17 protein-coding genes and 1 riboswitch are annotated in these 19,795 nt (G+C 72.2%); of the genes, 12 read left to right on the top strand and 5 right to left on the bottom strand.

The features are described 5' to 3' along the window. Positions 1–6: 6 nt before the first annotated feature. A complete protein-coding gene (gene trpD / locus A8W25_RS08395) occupies positions 7–1,071 on the top strand; it encodes an anthranilate phosphoribosyltransferase (protein ID WP_067158279.1) in 1,065 nt (354 codons plus the stop codon). Positions 1,072–1,164: 93 nt separating this feature from the next. Next, positions 1,165–1,282: riboswitch (SAM riboswitch) on the top strand. A 229-nt stretch (positions 1,283–1,511) separates the two neighbouring features. Further along, positions 1,512–2,951: an aminotransferase class V-fold PLP-dependent enzyme gene (locus tag A8W25_RS08390; protein WP_067158277.1), complete on the top strand. Its 1,440-nt coding sequence runs from the start codon at positions 1,512–1,514 to the stop codon at positions 2,949–2,951. 297 nt (positions 2,952–3,248) lie between these two features. On the opposite strand, the gene A8W25_RS08385 is transcribed toward A8W25_RS08390, so the two are convergent. Both A8W25_RS08385 and A8W25_RS08380 read right to left on the bottom strand, forming a co-directional pair. Beyond that, a complete protein-coding gene (locus A8W25_RS08385) occupies positions 3,249–3,530 on the bottom strand; it encodes an Lrp/AsnC family transcriptional regulator (RefSeq protein ID WP_067158275.1) in 282 nt (93 codons plus the stop codon). Then, a complete protein-coding gene (locus tag A8W25_RS08380) occupies positions 3,527–4,270 on the bottom strand; it encodes a rhomboid family intramembrane serine protease (protein WP_067158273.1) in 744 nt (247 codons plus the stop codon). Before A8W25_RS08380 ends, A8W25_RS08385 begins: the two co-directional genes overlap by 4 nt. A 168-nt stretch (positions 4,271–4,438) precedes the next feature. Between A8W25_RS08380 and A8W25_RS08375 the strand changes: the two genes are divergently transcribed. From A8W25_RS08375 to A8W25_RS08355, 5 genes are all read left to right on the top strand, one after another. Continuing rightward, positions 4,439–4,684 (top strand): hypothetical protein, encoded by a 246-nt coding sequence (locus A8W25_RS08375; protein ID WP_067158271.1) that lies wholly within the window; start codon positions 4,439–4,441, stop codon positions 4,682–4,684. A 42-nt stretch (positions 4,685–4,726) separates the two neighbouring features. Further along, positions 4,727–6,088, top strand: a complete 1,362-nt coding sequence (locus tag A8W25_RS08370) for an NYN domain-containing protein (RefSeq protein WP_067158269.1) — start codon at positions 4,727–4,729, stop codon at positions 6,086–6,088. 256 nt (positions 6,089–6,344) lie between these two features. Beyond that, on the top strand, positions 6,345–7,370 hold the full coding sequence (locus A8W25_RS08365) for a C40 family peptidase (RefSeq protein ID WP_067158267.1): 1,026 nt from the start codon (positions 6,345–6,347) through the stop codon (positions 7,368–7,370). A 250-nt stretch (positions 7,371–7,620) separates the two neighbouring features. Further along, complete coding sequence (locus A8W25_RS08360) at positions 7,621–8,637, top strand: NlpC/P60 family protein (protein WP_067158265.1); 1,017 nt, start codon at positions 7,621–7,623, stop codon at positions 8,635–8,637. Positions 8,638–8,653: 16 nt separating this feature from the next. After that, a complete protein-coding gene (locus A8W25_RS08355; protein ID WP_067158263.1) occupies positions 8,654–9,883 on the top strand; it encodes a hypothetical protein in 1,230 nt (409 codons plus the stop codon). 33 nt (positions 9,884–9,916) lie between these two features. Here the strand turns inward: A8W25_RS08355 and A8W25_RS08350 are convergent, their stop codons facing one another. Next, on the bottom strand, positions 9,917–10,441 hold the full coding sequence (locus A8W25_RS08350) for a PadR family transcriptional regulator (protein WP_067158261.1): 525 nt from the start codon (positions 10,439–10,441) through the stop codon (positions 9,917–9,919). Positions 10,442–10,522: 81 nt separating this feature from the next. Here A8W25_RS08350 and A8W25_RS08345 point away from each other — a divergent pair, with 81 nt between their 5' ends. After that, the gene (locus A8W25_RS08345; protein ID WP_067158259.1) at positions 10,523–11,857 is read left to right on the top strand and encodes an MATE family efflux transporter; all 1,335 of its coding nucleotides are present in this window, start codon (positions 10,523–10,525) and stop codon (positions 11,855–11,857) included. On the opposite strand, the gene A8W25_RS08340 is transcribed toward A8W25_RS08345, so the two are convergent. After that, positions 11,815–13,050 (bottom strand): glycosyltransferase 87 family protein, encoded by a 1,236-nt coding sequence (locus tag A8W25_RS08340; RefSeq protein ID WP_067158257.1) that lies wholly within the window; start codon positions 13,048–13,050, stop codon positions 11,815–11,817. The two genes, A8W25_RS08345 and A8W25_RS08340, sit on opposite strands and share 43 nt — an antisense overlap. Before the next feature lie 115 nt (positions 13,051–13,165). Between A8W25_RS08340 and A8W25_RS08335 the strand changes: the two genes are divergently transcribed. Beyond that, complete coding sequence (locus A8W25_RS08335; RefSeq protein ID WP_067158255.1) at positions 13,166–14,308, top strand: glycosyltransferase family 4 protein; 1,143 nt, start codon at positions 13,166–13,168, stop codon at positions 14,306–14,308. Between the two features lie 471 nt (positions 14,309–14,779). Further along, the gene (locus A8W25_RS08330) at positions 14,780–16,399 is read left to right on the top strand and encodes a GMC oxidoreductase (RefSeq protein ID WP_067158253.1); all 1,620 of its coding nucleotides are present in this window, start codon (positions 14,780–14,782) and stop codon (positions 16,397–16,399) included. A 14-nt stretch (positions 16,400–16,413) separates the two neighbouring features. On the opposite strand, the gene A8W25_RS08325 is transcribed toward A8W25_RS08330, so the two are convergent. Beyond that, the gene (locus A8W25_RS08325) at positions 16,414–18,210 is read right to left on the bottom strand and encodes an AMP-dependent synthetase/ligase (protein ID WP_067158251.1); all 1,797 of its coding nucleotides are present in this window, start codon (positions 18,208–18,210) and stop codon (positions 16,414–16,416) included. A 270-nt stretch (positions 18,211–18,480) separates the two neighbouring features. On the opposite strand from A8W25_RS08325, the gene A8W25_RS08320 reads away from it, so the two are divergent. Then, positions 18,481–19,242: a metallophosphoesterase family protein gene (locus A8W25_RS08320; protein ID WP_079125896.1), complete on the top strand. Its 762-nt coding sequence runs from the start codon at positions 18,481–18,483 to the stop codon at positions 19,240–19,242. A gap of 93 nt (positions 19,243–19,335) precedes the next feature. Then, positions 19,336–19,794, top strand: coding sequence for an SRPBCC family protein (locus tag A8W25_RS08315; RefSeq protein ID WP_067158247.1), 459 nt, complete (start codon positions 19,336–19,338; stop codon positions 19,792–19,794). Position 19,795: the final 1 nt, after the last annotated feature.

Genomic DNA, 19,795 nt, shown 5'->3' with positions numbered 1-19,795 from the left:
CGGACCATGAACGTTGTGACCCCGGTTGGCGGCGACAGCGTGGCGGCCTACTCCTGGCCGGGCGTACTGGACGCACTGCTGAACGGCACCGACCAGAGCGCCGAGGCGACCGCCTGGGCGATGGACTCGATCATGCGCGGCGAGGCGACCGACGCGCAGATCGCCGGGTTCGCGGTGGCCCTGCGGGCCAAGGGCGAGACCGTCACCGAGATCACCGGCATGGTCCGTGCGATGTACGAGCACGCCAATCTGATCGAGGTGCCCGGCCGGACCGTCGACATCGTCGGCACCGGTGGCGACGGCGCCAAGACCGTCAACATCTCCACCATGTCCTCGATCGTGGTGGCGGGCACCGGCGCCAAGGTCGTCAAGCACGGCAACCGGGCCGCGTCCTCGGCCAGCGGCGCCTCCGACGTCCTGGAGAAGCTCGGCGTCAACCTGGACCTCACGCCCCGGCAGGTGGTCCAGGTCGCCGAGGAGGCGGGCATCACCTTCTGCTTCGCGGTGAAGTTCCACCCCGCCCTGCGGTACGTGGCCGCCGCCCGCCGCGAGCTCGGCATCCGCACCACCTTCAACTTCCTCGGCCCGCTCACCAACCCGGCCCGGGTCAAGGCCCAGGCCACCGGTGTCGCGGACGCGCGGATGGCGCCGATCGTCGCCGGAGTGCTCGCCGAGCGCGGCTCCTCCGCGCTGGTGTTCCGCGGCGACGACGGCATGGACGAGCTGACCACGACCGCTACCTCCCGGGTCTGGGTGGTACGGGACGGGGCCGTGCGCGAGGAGGCGTTCGACCCCAGGGACGTGGGCATCGACCTGGTGCCCGTCGAGGCGCTGCGCGGCGCGGACGCCTCGTACAACGCGGACGTCGCCCGGCGGCTGCTGGCCGGCGAGACCGGGCCGGTGCGGGACGCGGTGCTGCTCAACGCGGCGGCGGCGCTCGTCGCGCTGGAGCGGGGCGAGGGGAGCCTGGTGGATCAGATCCGGGCCGCGATCGCCCGGGCGGCCGAGTCGGTGGACTCCGGGTCGGCGAGACGGGCCCTGGAGCGCTGGGTGGCCGCCAGCAACGCCTAGCGGCCGCTCACGGCCACGATGTGACGCAAGGCGCAGTCCGGCATCCGGACTGCGCCTTGCGCGTACGCGGACGTATGGCAGGATGCTTTCCAAGGTCATGAGTGACAGCGACTACGGCCCCGGCCCGCTGTCCGGCAACCCTCCGTCCGTGGCGGGGTGCCCCGGGTGAAGACCAGGCCGCAGACAACAAGGTCTGCGGCAAGCGCGGACCCCTGCGCACTCTTTCTGTGAGTGGCGCGTCCCTGGGGTCCTGGTCCTCAAGGGAGCAGTCTCGTGAGCAAGCGAATGCGATAGGGCCTTCGGCCCCTCTTTCTGTACACCTCCACGGGCCCGTCCGCCCGTGTTCGAGGTCAACCCCCGTGTATCCGGCGCCGGTTGCTCCGTCGCCGTCTCGTGGGGCTCCACAGTCATTTCGCCTTGTCCTGCCGGGAGATACCGCCATGTCCGCATACGCGTCCACGTCCACCTCCACTGCCGCCTCCGCCTCCGCTTCCGCCTCCGAGGAGCCCTGCTGTGCGGCGCCGCTGCCGGTGCTCGGCAGGGACGTCACCGTGCCGCTGGTCACCGGCGGCGAGGTGACGTACGCGGCCCTCGACTACGCCGCCAGCGCCCCGGCCCTCCAGCGGGTGTGGGACGACGTGGCCGCGTACGCCCCCTACTACGGCAGCGTGCACCGGGGCGCGGGCTACCTCTCGCAGCTGTCCACGGACCTGTTCGAGAACAGCAGGGCGGCGGTGGCGGAGTTCCTGGACTGCCGCCCCGGTGACCAGATCGTGTTCACCCGCTCGACGACGGACTCGCTGAACCTCCTGGCCCAGGTGATCCCGTCCGACTGCCAGGTCTTCGTCTTCGAGACCGAGCACCACGCCTCGCTGCTGCCGTGGCGGGACGCGCGGGTGACCTACCTCGACGCGCCGCGTACGCCGCAGCAGGCGGTGGCGACGCTGGAGCGCGCGCTCGCCGACCGCGCCCCTTCCCCGAGCTCTCGACTTCGTTCGAGCGGGGGATACCCCAACGGCCCCGCCCTCGTCTGCGTGACCGGTGCCTCCAACGTCACGGGCGAGCTGTGGCCGGTGAAGGAGCTGGCGGCGGCGGCGCACGCGCACGGGGCGCGGATCGTGCTCGACGCGGCGCAGCTGGCGCCCCACCACCCCGTCTCCGTACGGGAGTTGGACGTCGACTGGATCGCCTTCTCCGGGCACAAGCTGTACGCGCCGTTCGGCTCGGGCGTGCTCGCGGGACGTGCGGACTGGCTCCAGGAGTCCGAGCCGTACCTCGCGGGCGGCGGCGCCTCCCGCAAGGTCGCCCGGCGCGTGGACGGCGGGGTGGACGTCGAGTGGCACACCACGGCCGCCCGGCACGAGGCCGGCTCCCCGAACGTGATCGGGGTGTACGCCATCGCGTCCGCCTGCAAGGCGTTGACGGAGGCGGGCTTCGAGGGGCTGGTGGAGCGGGAGAGGCACCTGATCGCGAAGGTACGGGAGGGGCTGGCGGAGGTTCCGGAGGTCCGCGTCCTCTCCCTGTTCGGCGATGACGCGCCCCGGGTCGGCGTCATCTCGTTCGTGGTGGACGGCTGGAACAGCTCGCACTTCGCGGCGGCGCTGTCGGCGGAGTACGGGATCGGGGTGCGGGACGGGCTGTTCTGCGCGCACCCGCTGGTGCGCACCCTGCTCGGCGGCTCGCCGCAGGAGCAGGGGGAGTGCGGGGCTCCGGAGGCGGCGCCGGGTGAGCGGTCCCTGAACGCGATCCGGGTCAGCTTCGGGGCGGGGACGCCGGACGAGCATGTGGAGCGGTTTGTGGGGGCGGTGCGGGAGCTGGTGCGGGACGGGGCGAAGTGGTCGTACCGGACGGAGGAGGGCCGCTGCGTCCCGGCGGTGTGAGTCAGCCCCTCCCCGCCCCTTCCCTAAACCCTCCGGGGGTGGGTGGGGGGCCCCCTGCACCCCGCTTCGGGGCTCCGCCCCGGGCCCCCGTCTGGCTGCGGGACGTGGTGGGTTGCTCGCGCAGTTCCCCGCGCCCCTAGGTGGTTAGGGGCGCGGGGAACTGCGCGAGCAACCCCCACCGGGCCGCAGATGGAAGCGCGCCCCCAAATACCCGGGGTGCGGGGAACTGCGCGAGCAGCCGCAGACGGGCTGCGGACCACGGCGCGCCCAGGACCGGATTCGCCGCCCGCCCAAGGGCTACGCGTCGAGGCCGATCGCGAACGCTGCCTCCAGGTCGTGCTGGGAGTACGTGCGGAACGCCACGTGCGTGTCCGTTACCTCCACCCCGGGGATCTTGCTGATCCGGCCGGGGATGATGTCCGCCAGGTCGTCGTGGCGGGCCACCCGGACCAGGGCGATCAAGTCGTAGGTGCCGGTCACCGAGTACACCTCGCTGACGTTCTCCAGCGAGGCGATCGACTCCGCGATCTCGGGGATCCGGTCCACGCTGGTCTTGATGAGCACGATCGCGGTGATCACGGCTGGTTCTCTCCCTCGGTGGCGGCCGGCGCGGATGGCTTCGGCCGTTTCGGTCGTTTCACTCTAGCCGTCCCCCCGTAGCGGACCCAGGCGTAGAGAAAGCCCAGGCCGAAGCCGACCAGATGAGCCAGGTACGCCACCCCGGGCCCGGCCGGAGCCGCCCGTACGGCCAGCCACTGGAGCACGAACCAGAACACCAGCACCAGCGACGCCGGGAAGCGCAGGGGCAGGAAGAAGAGGAAGGGGAAGAGGCTGGTCACCCTCGCGCGGGGGAAGAGATAGAGAAAGGCGCCCAGGACAGCCGAGATCGCCCCCGACGCGCCCACCAGCGTCTGGTCGGACGACGCGTGCGCCACCGCGTACGCGAGCAGGGCGAGGTAGCCCGCGCCGAGGTAGAACAGCGCGAACCCGAACCTGCCCATGCGCTCCTCGGCCATCACGCCGAAGACGTAGAGGAAGAGCATGTTCCCCAGCAGGTGCAGCCAGTTGCCGTGCACGAAGAGCGCCGTGAGGGGGGTGACGAGCGCACCGGGGTCACCGGCCGTGAGTTCGTTCGGGATGACACCCCACCGGGCGAAATACCCGCTCTGGGCCGCGAGCAGCGCGTCCCCCGTCCCGTACGAGGGATTCAGACCGGACACCGGGCTGACGAGGAAGACCAGGCAGCAGAGCGCCAGCACGGTGTAGGTGACCGTCGGGCCCCGCACCACCGCCGTCCGTACGACGCTCGGCTTGATCATGAACAGAGCATGGCGTAACCGGACCGAACGGTACAGACCGCCTCGCCGTGCCGGGGGGTACCCGGTAGGCCGTAGGGTTACGGGCAGTACATCCGCAGTTCGATGGCGCACCGCGAGATCCTGGAACCACACCTTCGACACGGAACCGTGGAAAGAGGACAGCACCACATGACGAGCGTCCCCCTGCCCACCGCCACCACCCGGTGGCGTTGCACCCTCTGCGGCAATCTGACCCGCTTCGACGTCACCCGCTCGTCGAAGGTCGTCGAGTACGTCCATCTGGACCTCGCCGGAGAGCCGAAGGTCGAGGAACGCGAGGTGGTCAGTGAGACCATCGAGTCGGTGCGCTGCCGCTGGTGCAACGCGGTGGACCAGATCGAGCTGGTGGACAGGCCGGGCGCCGGCTCCGAGTGAGCGGGCCCGGTGAGTGACGGACGACAGTTGAGGTGACGGATCGTGGAGCATGCAAGCGGTGCCGAACCGGCCGGTGCGGCCGGTGACGGCCCCGCCGAGGTGCTCGACCGACCGCTGCCCGAAGGGGTGCGGCGCAGGGTCGTCGCCCTGGTCTCGGACGCCTTCGGCGGGCTGACCGTCGCCGAACTGCCCGCGCAGTTGCGGCAGTACGCCCGTTTCACCCCGACTCGTCGTGCCAAGTTCGCGGGCAACGCCATGGCCGCGGCCCTGGAGGCCGACCCCGTTTTCCGTCAGCGGATCGGGGAGCGGCTCAAGGAGGCGCAGCCGGAGCTGGCGGGCGCGCTGGAGTCCGGCGCGCCGCCCGCGGCCGCCGATCCCGTGGACGTGGCGGCCGCCGCGTATGTGCTGCGGCCCACCGGCTGGGTCAAGTTGGTCGCCGCCGCCGGTGAGGAGGCCCAGCGCGCGGACGCCGAGCGCGCCGACGAGGAGGGCCGGCGCGAGCTGGACCGGCTGCGCGGGGAGCTCGCCGAGGCGCACGAGCGGCTGCGCACCGAGCAGGAGGAGCTGCGTACCGACCTGGCCGCGGCCCGCAGGGAAGCCGAATCGCTCCAGCGCAAGCTGCGCAGCGCGCTCAGCGACGTCAAGCGCGGCGAGGCCGCCCTGCGCAAGGTCACCGGTGAGATCGACGGGATCAGAGCGGAGGCGGCGGCCCAGGTGGCCGCCGCCGAGAGCGAGTCGCGGCGGATCAGGACCCGGCTCGGCGAGGCCGAGGCGTCCGTCGAGGCGAGCCGCCGCGCGGTGCGCGAGGGACGCTCGATCGAGGACATGCGGCTGCGGCTGCTGCTCGACACGGTCCTGGACGCGGCGTCCGGGCTGCGGCGCGAACTCGCCCTGCCCCCGGCCTCGGTGCGGCCCGCCGACACCGTGGAAGCGGTCGAACCGGGGCAGATGACCCCGAAGGACATCGCGGCCCGGGCGCTCTCGGAGACCGATCCGGCGCTCCTGGACCAGCTGCTGGCACTGCCCCAGGTGCATCTGGTGGTGGACGGCTACAACGTCACCAAGACCGGCTATCCGACCATGCCGCTGGAGAAGCAGCGGCTGCGGCTGCTCGGCGGTCTCTCGGTGCTGGCCGCGCAGACGGGCGCCGAGGTCACCTGCGTCTTCGACGGGGCCGAGCTGGCCGCCCCGGTGCTGCTCGCGCCGCCGAGAGGCGTACGGGTGCTCTTCTCGAAGCCGGGCGTGACCGCCGACGAGCTGATCCGCCAGCTGGTGCGGGCGGAGCCGTCGGGGCGGCCGGTGGTGGTCGTCTCGACCGACCGCGAGGTGGCGGACGGGGTGGCCAAGGCCGGCGCCCGGCCCGTTGCGTCCGTCATGCTCCTGAAGCGGCTTTCGCGCGTCTAGCAACTCCTGCGTTCAATGCCCGAATTCGGGTGGTCGGTCCCCAGCACTCTGTCAAGTGCTCATTACTACGCGTGGGATGACTGTAAAGAATCCTCCTTGCGACCGAGTTTTTTCCGATCAGGATTTGAACTGATCACAAGGGGGTCACTAGGGTCGGGGCTCGAACCTTCACGCGGTTGATCACTCGTCCGGGTGGCCGTGAAGGTCCCGCCGAGTCTGCGCTGTTCGGCGGCTGAGGAAGAAGGAGCTCGCCTTCGTGGCGTCCCACCGTCGACCCAAGCCTGCGAGCCGTACCCGCGTGACCGTGCTCACCGCGACCGCCGCCGCAGCCGTCGCTCTCACTTCGCAGGCCGCGCACGCGGACCCGAAGCCTTCGAAGAGCGAAGTGAAGTCCAAGGTCGACAAGCTCTACGACGAGGCCGAGCAGGCGACCGAGAAGTACAACGGCGCCAAGGAGAAGCAGGACCAGCTGGAGAAGCAGGTCGGCGCGCTCCAGGACAAGGTGGCCCGCGGCCAGGACGAGCTGAACAAGCTCCGCGACGGCCTCGGTTCGATGGCCTCGGCGCAGTACCGCTCGGGCGGCATCGACCCCTCGGTCCAGCTCTTCCTCTCGGCCAACCCGGACGACTTCCTGGACAAGGCGTCCTCCCTGGACCAGCTGAGCGCCAAGCAGACCGAGGCGCTCCAGAAGATCCAGGCGAAGCAGCGCAGCCTGGCGCAGCAGCGCAAGGAAGCCCAGGACAAGCTCAAGGACCTCGCGGACACCCGCAAGGAGCTCGGCACGAAGAAGGCCGAGACCCAGTCCAAGCTCGCCGCCGCGCAGAAGCTCCTCAACTCGCTGACGGCCGCCGAGAAGGCGTCCCTGGCCGCCGACGACGCGCGCGCCAACCGCGCCAACGAGCGCGCCGACCTCGGCCACGAGGCCCCCGCCTCGGGCCGCGGCGCCGCGGCCCTGTCGGCCGCCCAGAGCCAGATCGGCAAGCCGTACGTGTACGGCGCCACCGGCACCGCCTCGTTCGACTGCTCCGGGCTCACCTCCTGGGCGTACCGCCAGGCGGGCGTCTCCATACCCCGCACCTCGCAGGCCCAGGCCGGCGCCGGCACCCAGATAGGCCGCAGCCAGCTCAAGCCCGGCGACCTGGTCCTCTTCTACGGCGACCTGCACCACGTCGGCCTCTACGCGGGCAACGGCCAGGTGCTGCACGCCCCGAAGCCGGGCGCCTCGGTGCGCTACGAGGCGATGGACAACATGCCGTTCCAGTTCGGGGTCCGCGTCAGCTGACCTCGCGCGTATAACAACTCGATTGCCGCCGCCGTCCGAACGGGCGAATTCCGGTAACTCGCGCTGACGCCACGCCCCGCCGGTGACCTGTGTTCTCCGGCGGGGCGTCACTTTGCGTACACGCCGGGGTCTTTGGACCCCGTGTGGTCGTCCGACTACTGTCCGGCGTGCGGTGCCCCCGTGACTCTTCCAACTCGTCCGCCCATCCCGGGCGGCAGGGGCCGCACCGGCGGAAGGAGTGCGGCTTCTCGTGGCGTCCCATCGCCGTCCCACGCAGTCCGGCCTCTCCCAGAGCACCCGGGTCACCGTCCTGTCCGCCGCGGCGGCCACCGCGGCCGCGGCCTTCGCGGCGCCCGCGAGCGCCGACCCGGCCGCCACCGGCAAGGACCGGGTCGACCGGCTCTTCGCCCAGGCGGAGGAGGCCACCGAGCAGTACAACAAGGCGGACGAGCACGCCGACCGGCTGCGCGAGCAGGTCAGGCACACACAGGACAGCGTCGCCCGCGGCCAGGAGCGCATCAACCGGATGCGGGGCGCGCTCGGCGCCATCGCGGGTGCCCAGTACCGCGCGGGCGGCCTGGACCCGTCGCTGGCGCTGCTGCTCTCCGAGGACCCCGACACCTATCTCGACAAGGCCGCGGCCCTCGACCGGATCGGCGAGCGACAGAGCGCCGATCTGCGCGAACTCCAGCAGGAGCAGCGGCGGATCGGCCAGCAGCGCACCGAGGCCACCCGCAAGCTCGCCGAGCTGGAGCGCAGCCGCGTCGAGGTGGCCCGGCACAAGCGGACCGTCGAGTCCAAGCTCGCCCAGGCCCGCCGGGTGCTGCTCTCGCTGCCGACCGAGGAGCGCGCCGCGTTCGACCGGGTCTCGCGCACCGGGCGCGGCGAACTGCCCGACCTGAGCGGGGCGGTGCCCGCCTCCGGGCGTGCGGCGGCCGCGGTGGCGGCGGCCCGCCAGGCGGTGGGCAGGCCCTACGTCTGGGGCGCCAGCGGGCCCTCCGGCTTCGACTGCTCGGGCCTGATGCAGTGGTCCTACTCCCACGCGGGCGTGGGGCTGCCCCGCACCTCGCAGGCGCAGCGCTACGCGGGGCGCCGGGTGTCGCTCTCCGAGGCGCAGCCCGGCGACCTGGTCGCCTACCGCTCGGACGCCAGCCACATCGCGATGTACGTGGGCAACGGCCAGGTCATCCACGCCCCCTACCCGGGCGCGCCGGTGCGCTACGACCCGGTGGGCATGATGCCGATCTCCTCGGTCACCCGCGTGTGAACGTACGATCGGGTGGATGGCGTACGGCTGGCTGAGCGGCAGAGGGCGACGGCGCACGGCGGGATTCGGTCTCGCCGCGCTGCTGTGCGCCTCGGCCTGCTCGGCCCCGGCCGCCGCCCCCGACCCCGTCACCGGCCAGGTCCAGCGCACCCTGGACGGGCGGGCGGCCGCCGTCCTCGGGCACGACGAGCGCGGCTATCTGGCGGCCCTCGACCCGGGCGCGGGGACGCTGCGGGACGCCCAGCGCGCCGAGTTCGCCAATCTGCGCCAGGTGCCGCTGAGCGCCTGGGCCTACCGGGTGACCGACGTCAGCCGCAAGGGCGAGCGGGCCACCGCCCGGGTCGAGCTGCGCTACCGGCTCGCCGGGTACGACAGCGCGCCGGTGACCTCGGCCAGGGTCGTGGACCTCGACGAGCGGGCCGGGCGCTGGTACGTGACCGGCGACCGGCCGGGCGAGGGTGCCGCCGAGCCGCTGTGGCAGCAGGGCCCCGTCTCGGTGGTGCGCGGCACGCACAGTCTGGTGCTCGGCGTCGGCCAGGACCGCGGGCTGCTCCAGCAGATCGCGCACACCGCCGACCGCGCGGTGCCCGCCGTCTCGGCCGCCTGGCCCGGCCGCTGGGCGAACCGGGTGGTGGTGCTGGTGCCCGCCTCGCTCGACGCGATGGCGGCGCTGCTCGCCGCGCCCCCGGCCTCGTACCGGGGGATCGCGGCGGTGACCACCGGCGAGGCGGGCGGGGCGGGGACGGCGCCCGCGGACCGGGTGATCGTCAACCCCGAGGCGTACGGCGTGCTCGGCGGCCTCGGCCAACGGGTCGTCCTCACCCACGAGACCACCCATGTCGCCACCCGCTCCCGCACCTCGGCGGCGACCCCGATGTGGCTCTCGGAGGGCTACGCGGACTGGGTCGGCTACCGGGGCACCGGGCGCACCGCCGCCGAGGCCGCGCCGGAGCTCCAGCAGGCGGTGCGGCGCGGTGAGGTGCCGAACGACCTGCCCGCCGACCCCGACTTCGGCTTCGAGGGCGGCGCGGACCGGCTGGCGCGCGCCTACGAGGGCGGCTGGCTGGCCTGCCGCATGATCGCCCAGCGCTGGGGCGAGGCGAAGCTCGCCGCCCTTTATTCCAAGGTGGGCGGGCAGAAGCACCGCGAGGGCGCGCTGGAGAAGGCGATGAACGAGGAACTGGCCACCACGCCGAAGGAGTTCACGGCCCTGTGGCGCGCCTACGTGCGCGACCAGCTGGGCTGACCGCCGCGCGGGCGGGAGTTCAAGGACAGGCTCTCAGCCCTCCAGCTCCTCGATCGCCTCGGCCAGCCACTTCTTCTCGGCCGTGCCGGTGGCGCGGGCGATCCTGAGCATCCCCTGCCGGAAGAGGTCGGGGCTCTCCTCGGCCCGTACGGGTTCGCCGTCGCGGTAGAAGAAGCTCGCCGGGGTGTCGAGGAAGGCCTGGCGGCGGCGGAGCACGGCCGCCTGCTCGGCCCGGTCGGGCAGCCGCCCGAGGAAGGCGAGCACGGTGAAGAACCGCTGCCCGTCGGTGATGTCGACGTCCTTGGGGTGCCGCAGCCGTTCCAGCAGCTCGGCGCGGCCCGCCCCGGTGAGGGAGAGGATCCTGCGTGGCGCGGCGCCGCTGCCGGGCCCGCTGCGCTGCTCCAGCTTCCCGGCCTTCACCAGCCGGGTGATCGCCGGATAGAGGGCGCCGTCGCTCACCGGCCGGACATGGCCGCTCAGCCCTCGGATGCGCTCCTTGAGCTCATAGCCGTGCAGCGGTTCCTCGTCGAGGAACCCCAGGATCGTCAGCTCCAGCACCTACTTCTCCTTTCGGCCCGGCCATGGTATCTCTTTTCGCTGTACCTCGATTCGAGTTACAGCGAAAAGAGGGGGGGTTCCGTGTCACACCGCCGTCGGCTGATCTCGCTCGCGTACCCGGTCTACTTCGAGCTCCTGGCGGGGGTCACGGCCGGGGTGATCAACATGGTCTGGGTGGCCCGGCTCGGCGGGGACCGTGTCGCCGCGGTCGCCGTCGCCACGAACGTGGAGAACCTGCTGCTCGGCCTGATCCTGATGGCCGGCACCGGGACCACCGTGCTGGTCGCCCGGGCCAGGGGCGCCGACGACCCGGGCGGGATACGGGCCGCCGTGCGCGGCGGCTGGGCGCTGTGGGCGCTGATCACACCGGTGGTAGCCGTCGGCGGATACCTCTGCCGGGAGCCGCTGGCCCGTCTGGTGCTCGGCGGCGCGGACGAGCGCGTACTCGCCCTGGCGTCCGGCTACTTCGCGATCGCGCTGCCCGGCACGGCGGTCTTCTTCGCCACCAACGTCGTCGACGGCATCCTCAAGGGCGCGGGCGACACCCGTACCCCGATGCGGCTCGCCTTCCTCGCCAACGCGCTGATCCTCGTCCTCGACCCGCTGCTGATCCTCGGCTGCGGCCTGGGCGTGCGCGGCGCGGCCCTCGCCACCGTCACCGGCCGGGCCGTCGCGCTCGCCGTCGGCCTGCGGGCGCTGCGGCGTAATCCCGGACTGCGCGCCGCCCGGCGGGCCGCGCCGCGCGAGCCGGGGGCCGCCGCCCTGCGCCGGACCTTCGCGACCGGCCTGCCCATGTCGCTCGACTTCGTCGTCCGGATGGCCGGGGCGCTCGCCCTGGTCGCGATGGTCGCCCGGATCGGCGTCGGCGAGGTCGCCGCGTACGGCATCGCCACCAAGGCGATGTACGCGGCCACCATGGCGTTCTACGCGGTACGCCAGGCCGCCGCCATCCGCACCGCCCAACTGCTCGGCGCCGGGCGTGACGAGCGGGCCGCGGTCGGGCGCCAGGCCGCGCTCCTCTCGGGGGCGCTGGGGCTCATGGCCGCGCTGCTGCTGCTCGCGACCGCGCCCTGGATCATGGCCGCGTTCGGCGCCGGCGGAGAGGTCGCGGCGGCCGGCACGCTCTGTCTGCGCTGCCTGGGCCCCTACCTCGTCCTGCTCTCCGGCTTCATCGCGCTCGGCGGGGTCTTCGAGGGCAGTGGCGGCAGCCCGGCGCTCGCCGGGGTCACCGCGTGCGGCGTCGCCCTCCAACTGCCGCTCGCGCTCGGCCTGTCCGGGCTCGGTCTGCCGGGGATCTGCCTGGCCATGGCGCTGTCCATGGGGCTCCAGTGCGCCGCCGTCGCGGGGATGCACCGGCGGCTGGGTACGGCGGGTCAGCGGACCAGGACCGAGAAGACCCCGGTGCGGACCCGCTGAACGGGCAGCGGGCGGACGGGCACGGTGCTGCGCCACAGCCGCCGGCACGCGCTCACCGACGCCACGGCGAGGAGCCCGTTGCGTACGAACAGGAGCAGCACCCCGAGCCAGTCGCTCGCGACCACGTGCGAGAACCAGATCGGGAACTCCAGCAGGGTCACGCCCGCGGCGGCGAGCACCAGATACGCGGGCCGGGCCATCGGGGAACGGGGGAGGACCAGGCACACCGCCGCGAGCCCGACCAGCCAGATCAGATACTGCGGGCTGATCACCCGGCTGGTGGTGGTGAAGAGCAGCACGGCGGTGAAGGCGGCGTCGGCGAGGGTGCCCGGCCCGGTGCGGCGGGCCCGCAGCCGCCAGAGGAGCAGCCAGCCGAACGCCAGCGCCGTCAGCCCCATCGCCAGCGTGGAGACCAGCGGGACGTACGGGCCGAGGAACTCCACCGACCCGTAGTTGAGCTGCACCCGGCCCTCCCAGCCGAAGTGGCGGGCCACATGGAAGACGAGGGCGCCGAGCGACTCGACCTCGGTGCCGCGGTCGCGCTGGAAGGTGAGGAACGCGAAGGCGCCGGGCGCGACCGCGTGGCAGACCAGCAGGAACACGCCCGCGGTGACGGCCGCCGCGGCCCACGCCCGGCGGGGCGCCCGGGCCAGCAGCAGCACGGGCCAGACCTTCAGCAGCGCGCCGAACGCGGCGAGCGCGCCCAGGGTCCGGGGGTGGCGGACCCCGGCCAGCAGCGCGGCCACCGCGACCGCCGTCACCATCAGGTCGTAGCGCGCGTACGAGGTGGGCCCGAGCAGGGCCACGCCCCAGACCCAGATCCGGGCGCCCGCGCGGGACCTGCCGGGGCGCCGGGCCGCGTACAGCAGCAGCCCGAGGACCAGCGCGTCGGCGAGGAGCGCGAGGACGAAGAAGCCCGAGGCGTAGTCGAGGAAGGGGACGGCACTGGGGGAGAGGATCGCGAGCGCGGCGGCCGGCGGGTACTGCCAGGTGACGTCGTCCAGCGGATACGTGCCGGTCTTCAGGACCTCGTACCAGCCCTGGTAGATGACCGAGACGTCACTGGTGACGTCCGGGCCCGGGACGACCAGGACCCGCAGGACGCAGAGCAGCAGCAGACACCGGGTGAGGGCGAACACCGCGATGAGACTCCGCGCGCTCCTCGCGCGCCCCGTACCGCTTCCTGCCGACATGCACACCCCATCCCGGTATTTCGCGTATCCGGCCTTTGTGGCCCGAAGCAGTCATGATGCCGGGCGGGGCCGTGCGCGAGCGACGAGGCGGGGCCGTTCGGTACTGTCGGCGGCGATGCACAAGACGTTGATCGTGACCAATGACTTCCCGCCGCGCCCCGGCGGGATCCAGGCGTTCCTGCACAACATGGCGCTGCGGCTCGACCCCGGGCAACTCGTCGTCTACGCCTCCACCTGGAAGCGGAGCCGGGAGGGCGTCGAGGCGACCGCCGCCTTCGACGCCGAGCAGCCCTTCACCGTGGTGCGCGACCGCACCACCATGCTGCTGCCCACGCCCCGGGTGACCCGGCGTGCGGTGGGACTGCTGAAGGAGCACGGCTGCTCCTCGGTGTGGTTCGGGGCGGCGGCGCCGCTCGGCCTGATGGGACCCGCGCTGCGCCGGGCGGGCGCGGAACGCCTGGTCGCCACCACGCACGGCCACGAGGCGGGCTGGGCCCAGCTGCCGGGCTCGCGGCAGTTGCTGCGGCGGATCGGCGAGGGCACGGACACGATCACCTATCTGGGCGAGTACACCCGCTCCCGGATCGCCGCCGCGCTGACCGAGCGGGCGGCCGACCGGATGGTCCAACTGCCGCCGGGCGTCGACGAGAAGACCTTCCATCCGGGTTCGGGCGGCGCCGAGGTACGCGCCCGCCTCGGCCTGTCCGACCGCCCGGTCGTGGTCTGCGTCTCCCGTCTCGTCCCCCGCAAGGGCCAGGACACCCTGATCCTCGCGATGCCCGCGATCCTCGCGCGCGTGCCGGACGCGGTGCTGCTGATCGTGGGCGGCGGCCCGTACGACAAGGAGCTCCGCGAACTGGCCGAGGAGACCGGGGTCGCGGCCTCGGTCCGCTTCACCGGCGCCGTCCCGTGGGCCGAACTGCCCGCGCACTACGGCGCCGGCGACGTCTTCGCCATGCCCTGCCGTACGCGCCGGGGCGGCCTCGACGTCGAGGGCCTGGGCATCGTCTACCTGGAGGCCTCGGCCACGGGCCTGCCGGTGGTGGCGGGCGACTCGGGCGGCGCGCCCGACGCGGTCCTGGACGGCGAGACGGGCTGGGTCGTCCGTGGCGGCTCCGCCGAGGAGTCGGCGGACCGCATCATCACCCTCCTCCAGGACCCGGACCTGCGCCGCCGCATGGGGGAGCGGGGCAGGGCGTGGGTGGAGGAGAAATGGCGCTGGGACTTGCTGGCGGAGAAGTTGAAACTGCTGCTGTGAGGGCCGGCCCGGGCCTTCGCCTGCGGCCGGGCCCGGACTGTGCCCGCGGGCCGGTGGGGGCTGGTCGCGCCCCTGAGACGGCCGGTTGTCCCGTGCGGGCGGTGGGTGGCCGGTCGCGCAGTTCCCCGCGCCCCTGAGACGGCCGGTTGTCCCGTGCGGACCGTGGGTGGCCGGTCGCGCAGTTCCCCGCGCCCCTAAACCCTCTGGATCTGCGGACCGTGCTCGCTTCTCGCGCAGTTCCCCGCGCCCCTAAAGGCCTGTGGCTGAGCTGGATTCTCCGGCTGCGGCGGACCACCTAAGGGGCGCGGGGAACTGCGCGACCAGCCACCCACCGGCCCGCAGGTGAAGTCCGGGCACCCACCGGCCCGCGGTCAAAGCCCGAGCCCAGCACACTCCCACCTCTGACGGTCACTCAGATTTAAGACAACGTGAACGCTGGGCGGAAGCCCGAATTCCGCCCATGCTGCGCGCATGACACAAAACCTGACGCGCCGTCACCTACTGGGTCTCGGCGCACTCCAGACGGCCGCCCTGCTCGGCCTCCCCAGAATCACCCTCGACCCCGCCCGCGCCGCGCAGGCGCGGGCCGTCACCTACACCCCCGCCCTGGTCATAGGCTCCGGCTACGGAGCCGCCGTAGCCGCCCTCCGCCTGGGACAGGCCGGCGTCCAGACCCTCGTCCTGGAGATGGGCGGGCTCTGGGACACCCCCGCCCAGGACGGCAAGGTCTTCTGCTCGACCTCCGCCCCGGACCAGCGCTCCATGTGGTTCCGCACCCGCACCGAGGCACCTCTCGCCACGTTCCTCTGGCTCGATGTCGTCAACAAGAACATCAGCCCCTACCCCGGAGTCCTCGACCGGGTGAACTACGGCGACATGTCCGTGTACGTGGGCCGCGGCGTCGGCGGCGGCTCGCTCGTCAACGGCGGCATGGCCGTCACCCCCCGCCGCGACTACTTCGCGGAGGTCCTGCCGCAGGTCGACGCCGCCGAGATGTACGCCACGTACTTCCCGCGCGCCAACGCCATGCTGGGCGTCAACTCCGTCGACCCGGCCTGGTTCGAGTCCACCGAGTGGTACAAGTTCGCCCGCACCTCCCGCAAGGCCGCCCAGAACGCCGGTCTGAAGACCGTCTTCGTGCCCAACGTCTACGACTTCGGGTACATGCAGCGCGAAGCCGCCGGCACCGCCACCAAGTCCGCGCTCGCGGGCGAGGTGATCTACGGCAACAACCACGGCAAGAGATCCGTCGACAAGACGTACCTCGCCGCGGCCCTCGGCACCGCCAGGGTCACCATCGAGACCCTGCACCGCGCCCGCGCGATCCGCAGACAGCCGGACGGCACGTACGTGGTCACCGCCGACCGCACCGACGTCACCGGCAGGGTCGTGGAGACCCGCGAGATCGGCTGCGGGAAGCTCTTCCTCGGCGCCGGCAGCCTCGGCACCACCGAACTGCTGCTGCGCGCCCGCGAGACCGGCGCCCTGCCCGCCCTCGACCCGGCCGTCGGCACCGGCTGGGGCACCAACGGCAACATCATGACCGCCCGCGCCAACCACCTGTGGGACACGGTCGGCGCCAACGAGGCCACCATGCCCGCCCTCGGCATCGACGACTGGGACAACGCCGCCAACCCGGTCTTCGCCGAGATCGCCCCGCTGCCGATGGGCTTCGAGCACTGGGTGAGCCTGTATCTGGCGATCACCAAGAACCCGCAGCGCGGCACCTTCTCGTACGACCCGGCGACCGACTCCGCGAAGCTCAACTGGACGAAGGCGCAGAACAAGCCCTCGGTCGACGCCACCAGGAAGCTCTTCGACCGGATCAACCTCAAGAACGCGACGATCTACCGGTACGACCTGTTCGGCAACGACACGCCGTTCGCGGACGACTTCTGCTACCACCCGCTCGGCGGCTGCCCGTTGGGGCGGGCGACCGACGGCTACGGGCGGGTGAAGGGGTATCCGGGCCTCTACGTCACCGATGGAGCCCTGATCCCCGGCTCCATCGGCGTCAACCCGTTCGTCACGATCACCGCGCTCGCCGAGCGCAACCTCCAGCGCGTCCTCGCGGAGGACGCACCGCACTGATCACGGCGTAGCCCTCAGTGGGCGTAGATCGCCTCGATCTCGTCCGCGAAGTCCTTCGCCACGACGTTGCGCTTCAGCTTCAGCGACGGGGTGATGTGCCCCGCCTCCTCCGTGAACTGGGAGGTGAGAATGCGGAATTTCCGCACCGATTCCGCCTTGGAGACCGCGGCGTTGCCGTCGTCCACCGCCCGCTGCACCTCCGCGAGCAGCTCCGCGTCCTCGCGCAGCGAGGCCGCCGTCGAACCGGCCGGCTTGCCGTTGTCCGCGGCCCAGTGGGCCAGGAACTCCTCGTCCAGCGTGACCAGCGCGCCCACGAACGGGCGCCCGTCGCCGACCACCATGCACTCCGCGACCAGCGCGTGCGCGCGGATGCGGTCCTCGATCACCGCCGGGGCGACGTTCTTGCCGCCCGCCGTGACGATGATCTCCTTCTTGCGGCCGGTGATCGCGAGGTAGCCGTCCTCGTCGAGGGTGCCGATGTCACCGGTGTGGAACCAGCCGTCGGCCAGCGCCTCGGCGCTCGCCGCCTCGTTGTTCCAGTACCCCGTGAACAGGTGCTCGCCGTGCAGCAGCACCTCGCCGTCGTCCGCGATGCGCACCACGGAACCCGGCAGCGGCTGCCCGACCGTACCGATCTTCTGCCGGTCCCACGGGTTGAACGCGGTCGCGGCGCACGACTCGGTGAGGCCGTAGCCCTCCAGGACCGTGAAGCCGATGCCCCGGTAGAAGTGGCCGAGCCGCTCGCCCAGCGGGGCGCCGCCGGAGATCGCGTACTCGCCCTTGCCGCCCAGCACCGCGCGCAGCTTGCTGAAGACGAGCTTGTCGAAGACCTTGTGCTTGAGCTTGAGACCGAGCGAGGGGCCCTGCGGCGTGCTGAGCGCGCGGCTGTAGGCGATCGCGGTGTGCGCGGCCTTGTCGAAGATCGCGCCCTTGCCGTCCGCCTGCGCCTTGGCCCGCGCCGCGTTGTAGACCTTCTCGAAGACCCGCGGTACACCGAGGATCAGCGTCGGCCGGAACGAGGCCAGCTCGTCGGTGAGGTTCTTGATGTCCGGTACGCAGCCGAGCTTGATCGGCGCCATCACGGACGCCACCTCGACGAGCCGCCCGAAGACGTGCGCGGCGGGCAGGAAGAGCAGGACCGAGCACTCGCCGGTGCGGAAGAGCGGCTTGAGGCGCTCGACCACGTTGCCGCACTCCGCGAAGAAGGCGCGGTGGGTCAGCACACAGCCCTTGGGGCGGCCGGTGGTGCCGGAGGTGTAGACGATGGTCGCCGGGTCGTCCGCGTGCGCCGAGGACATCCGCTGGTCGAGCAGCTCGTCCGAGATGTCCGAGCCGGTCGCGGTGAGCTGGGCCACCGCGTCCGCGTCCAGCTGCCAGACGCCCTTGAGGGCGGGCAGCGCGGACTGCACGGAGGTGACGGAGGCCTGGTGCGCCTCGGACTCCACGACGCACAGGGTGGCGCCGGAGTCGCCGAGGATCCACTGGATCTGCTCGGGCGAGCTGGTCTCGTACACGGGGACGGTGACCGCGCCCGCGCTCCAGATGGCGAAGTCGAGCAGCACCCACTCGTAGCGGGTGCGGGAGAGCAGGGCCACCCGGTCGCCCGGCTCGACACCGGCCGCGATGAGGCCCTTGGCCACGCCGCGGACCTCGGCGAGGAACTGGGTGGCGGAAACGTCGGTCCAGCGTCCCGCGACCTTGCGGCCCATGACCGCGACATCGGGATGCTGAGCGGCATTGCGGCGGATCAGATCCGTCAGGTTGCCGTCCGTGGGGACCTCGTACAGGGCCGGAAGGCTGAACTCGCGCAAGACTGCTGCTCCTCATCGGGCGCCGGTGCCACGGCTCTGTGACGCACCGGCTGCGGTCCAAGATCGGGCAGGTGCCCGGAGAACCCGTGGGGGCGGCACTCCGAGCACGACTGGACTGCCCGGACGTTACCCACCGGTAGTGGGTTCCCGATAGGGGGTCCTGGCCAGATGTTCGCTGCGTCACATGGATTTCGCGCCGCTTCACGCACAGTAGTCCACTCCTTTCGCGACTCGGAAGTAACCGCAGGTCCGGCGCCCTAGGGTGGCTGCATGCGAGTACATGTGATCAGCGATGTGCACGGGAACGCCGAGGGCCTGGCAAAGGCCGGCGACGGCGCGGACGCCCTCGTCTGCCTGGGTGACCTCGTCCTTTTCCTCGACTATGCCGATCACTCGCGCGGGATCTTCCCCGACCTCTTCGGTGTCGAGAACGCGGACCGGATCGTCGCCCTGCGCACCGCCCGCCGCTTCGAGGAGGCCCGTGAGCTGGGACGCTCGCTCTGGGCCGGACTCGACCGCGAGGCCGCCATCGAGTCGGCCGTCCGCCGGCAGTACGCCGAGATGTTCGCGGCCTTCCCCACCCCTACGTACGCGACCTACGGCAATGTCGACATACCGGCCCTCTGGCCGCAGTACGCCGGCCCCGGCACCACCGTCCTGGACGGACAGCGGGTCGAGATCGGCGGCCGTGTCTTCGGCTTCGTGGGCGGCGGGCTGCGCACGCCCATGCGTACGCCCTACGAGATCTCCGACGAGGAGTACGCCGCCAAGGTGGAGGCGCTCGGCGAGGTCGACGTGCTCTGCTCGCACATCCCGCCGGAGATCCCCGAGCTGCTCTACGACACGGTCGCCCGCCGCTTCGAACGCGGCTCGCGCGCCCTGCTGGAAGCCATCCGCAGGACCAGGCCCCGCTACTCCCTGTTCGGCCACGTCCACCAGCCGCTCGCCCGCCGGGTCCGGGTCGGCCGCACCGAGTGCGTGAACGTCGGCCACTTCGCCGCCACCTCCCGGCCCTTCGCCCTCGAATGGTGACCCGGGCTCCGGCGAGTGGCCCCGGCCGCACGCGATAGCCTGCACGTCTACCTACCCCCACACACCGGCCCGCGCACTGGAGGAGCCACGACGATGGCGGAACACACCAGCTCGTCTATCACCATCGAGGCGGCACCGGCCGAGGTGATGGGGGTGATCGCCGACTTCACCCGGTACCCGGAGTGGACCGGCGAGGTGAAGGAGGCCGAGGTGCTGTCCAAGGACGCCGAGGGCCGCGCCGAGCAGGTCCGGCTGGTGCTCGACGCGGGCGCCATCAAGGACGACCACACCCTCAAGTACACCTGGGACGGCGCCCACAAGGTGAGCTGGAGCCTGGTGAAGTCGCAGATGCTGCGCTCCCTCGACGGCTCCTACAGCCTCGCCGGCGCCCCCGGCGGCCACACCGAGGTCACCTACCAGCTGACCGTGGACGTCAAGATCCCCATGCTCGGCATGATCAAGCGCAAGGCCGAGAAGGTCATCATCGACCGCGCGCTCGCGGGTCTGAAGAAGCGCGTCGAGAGCGGCGCGGCCGGGGCCGAGAAGGCCTGAC

Origin of the sequence: Streptomyces sp. ERV7, assembly GCF_001653515.1 — a bacterium.
GTDB lineage: Bacteria > Actinomycetota > Actinomycetes > Streptomycetales > Streptomycetaceae > Streptomyces.
The sequence above is the reverse complement of the archived record's forward strand: the minus strand, read 5'-3'. Positions and strand labels throughout refer to the sequence as shown.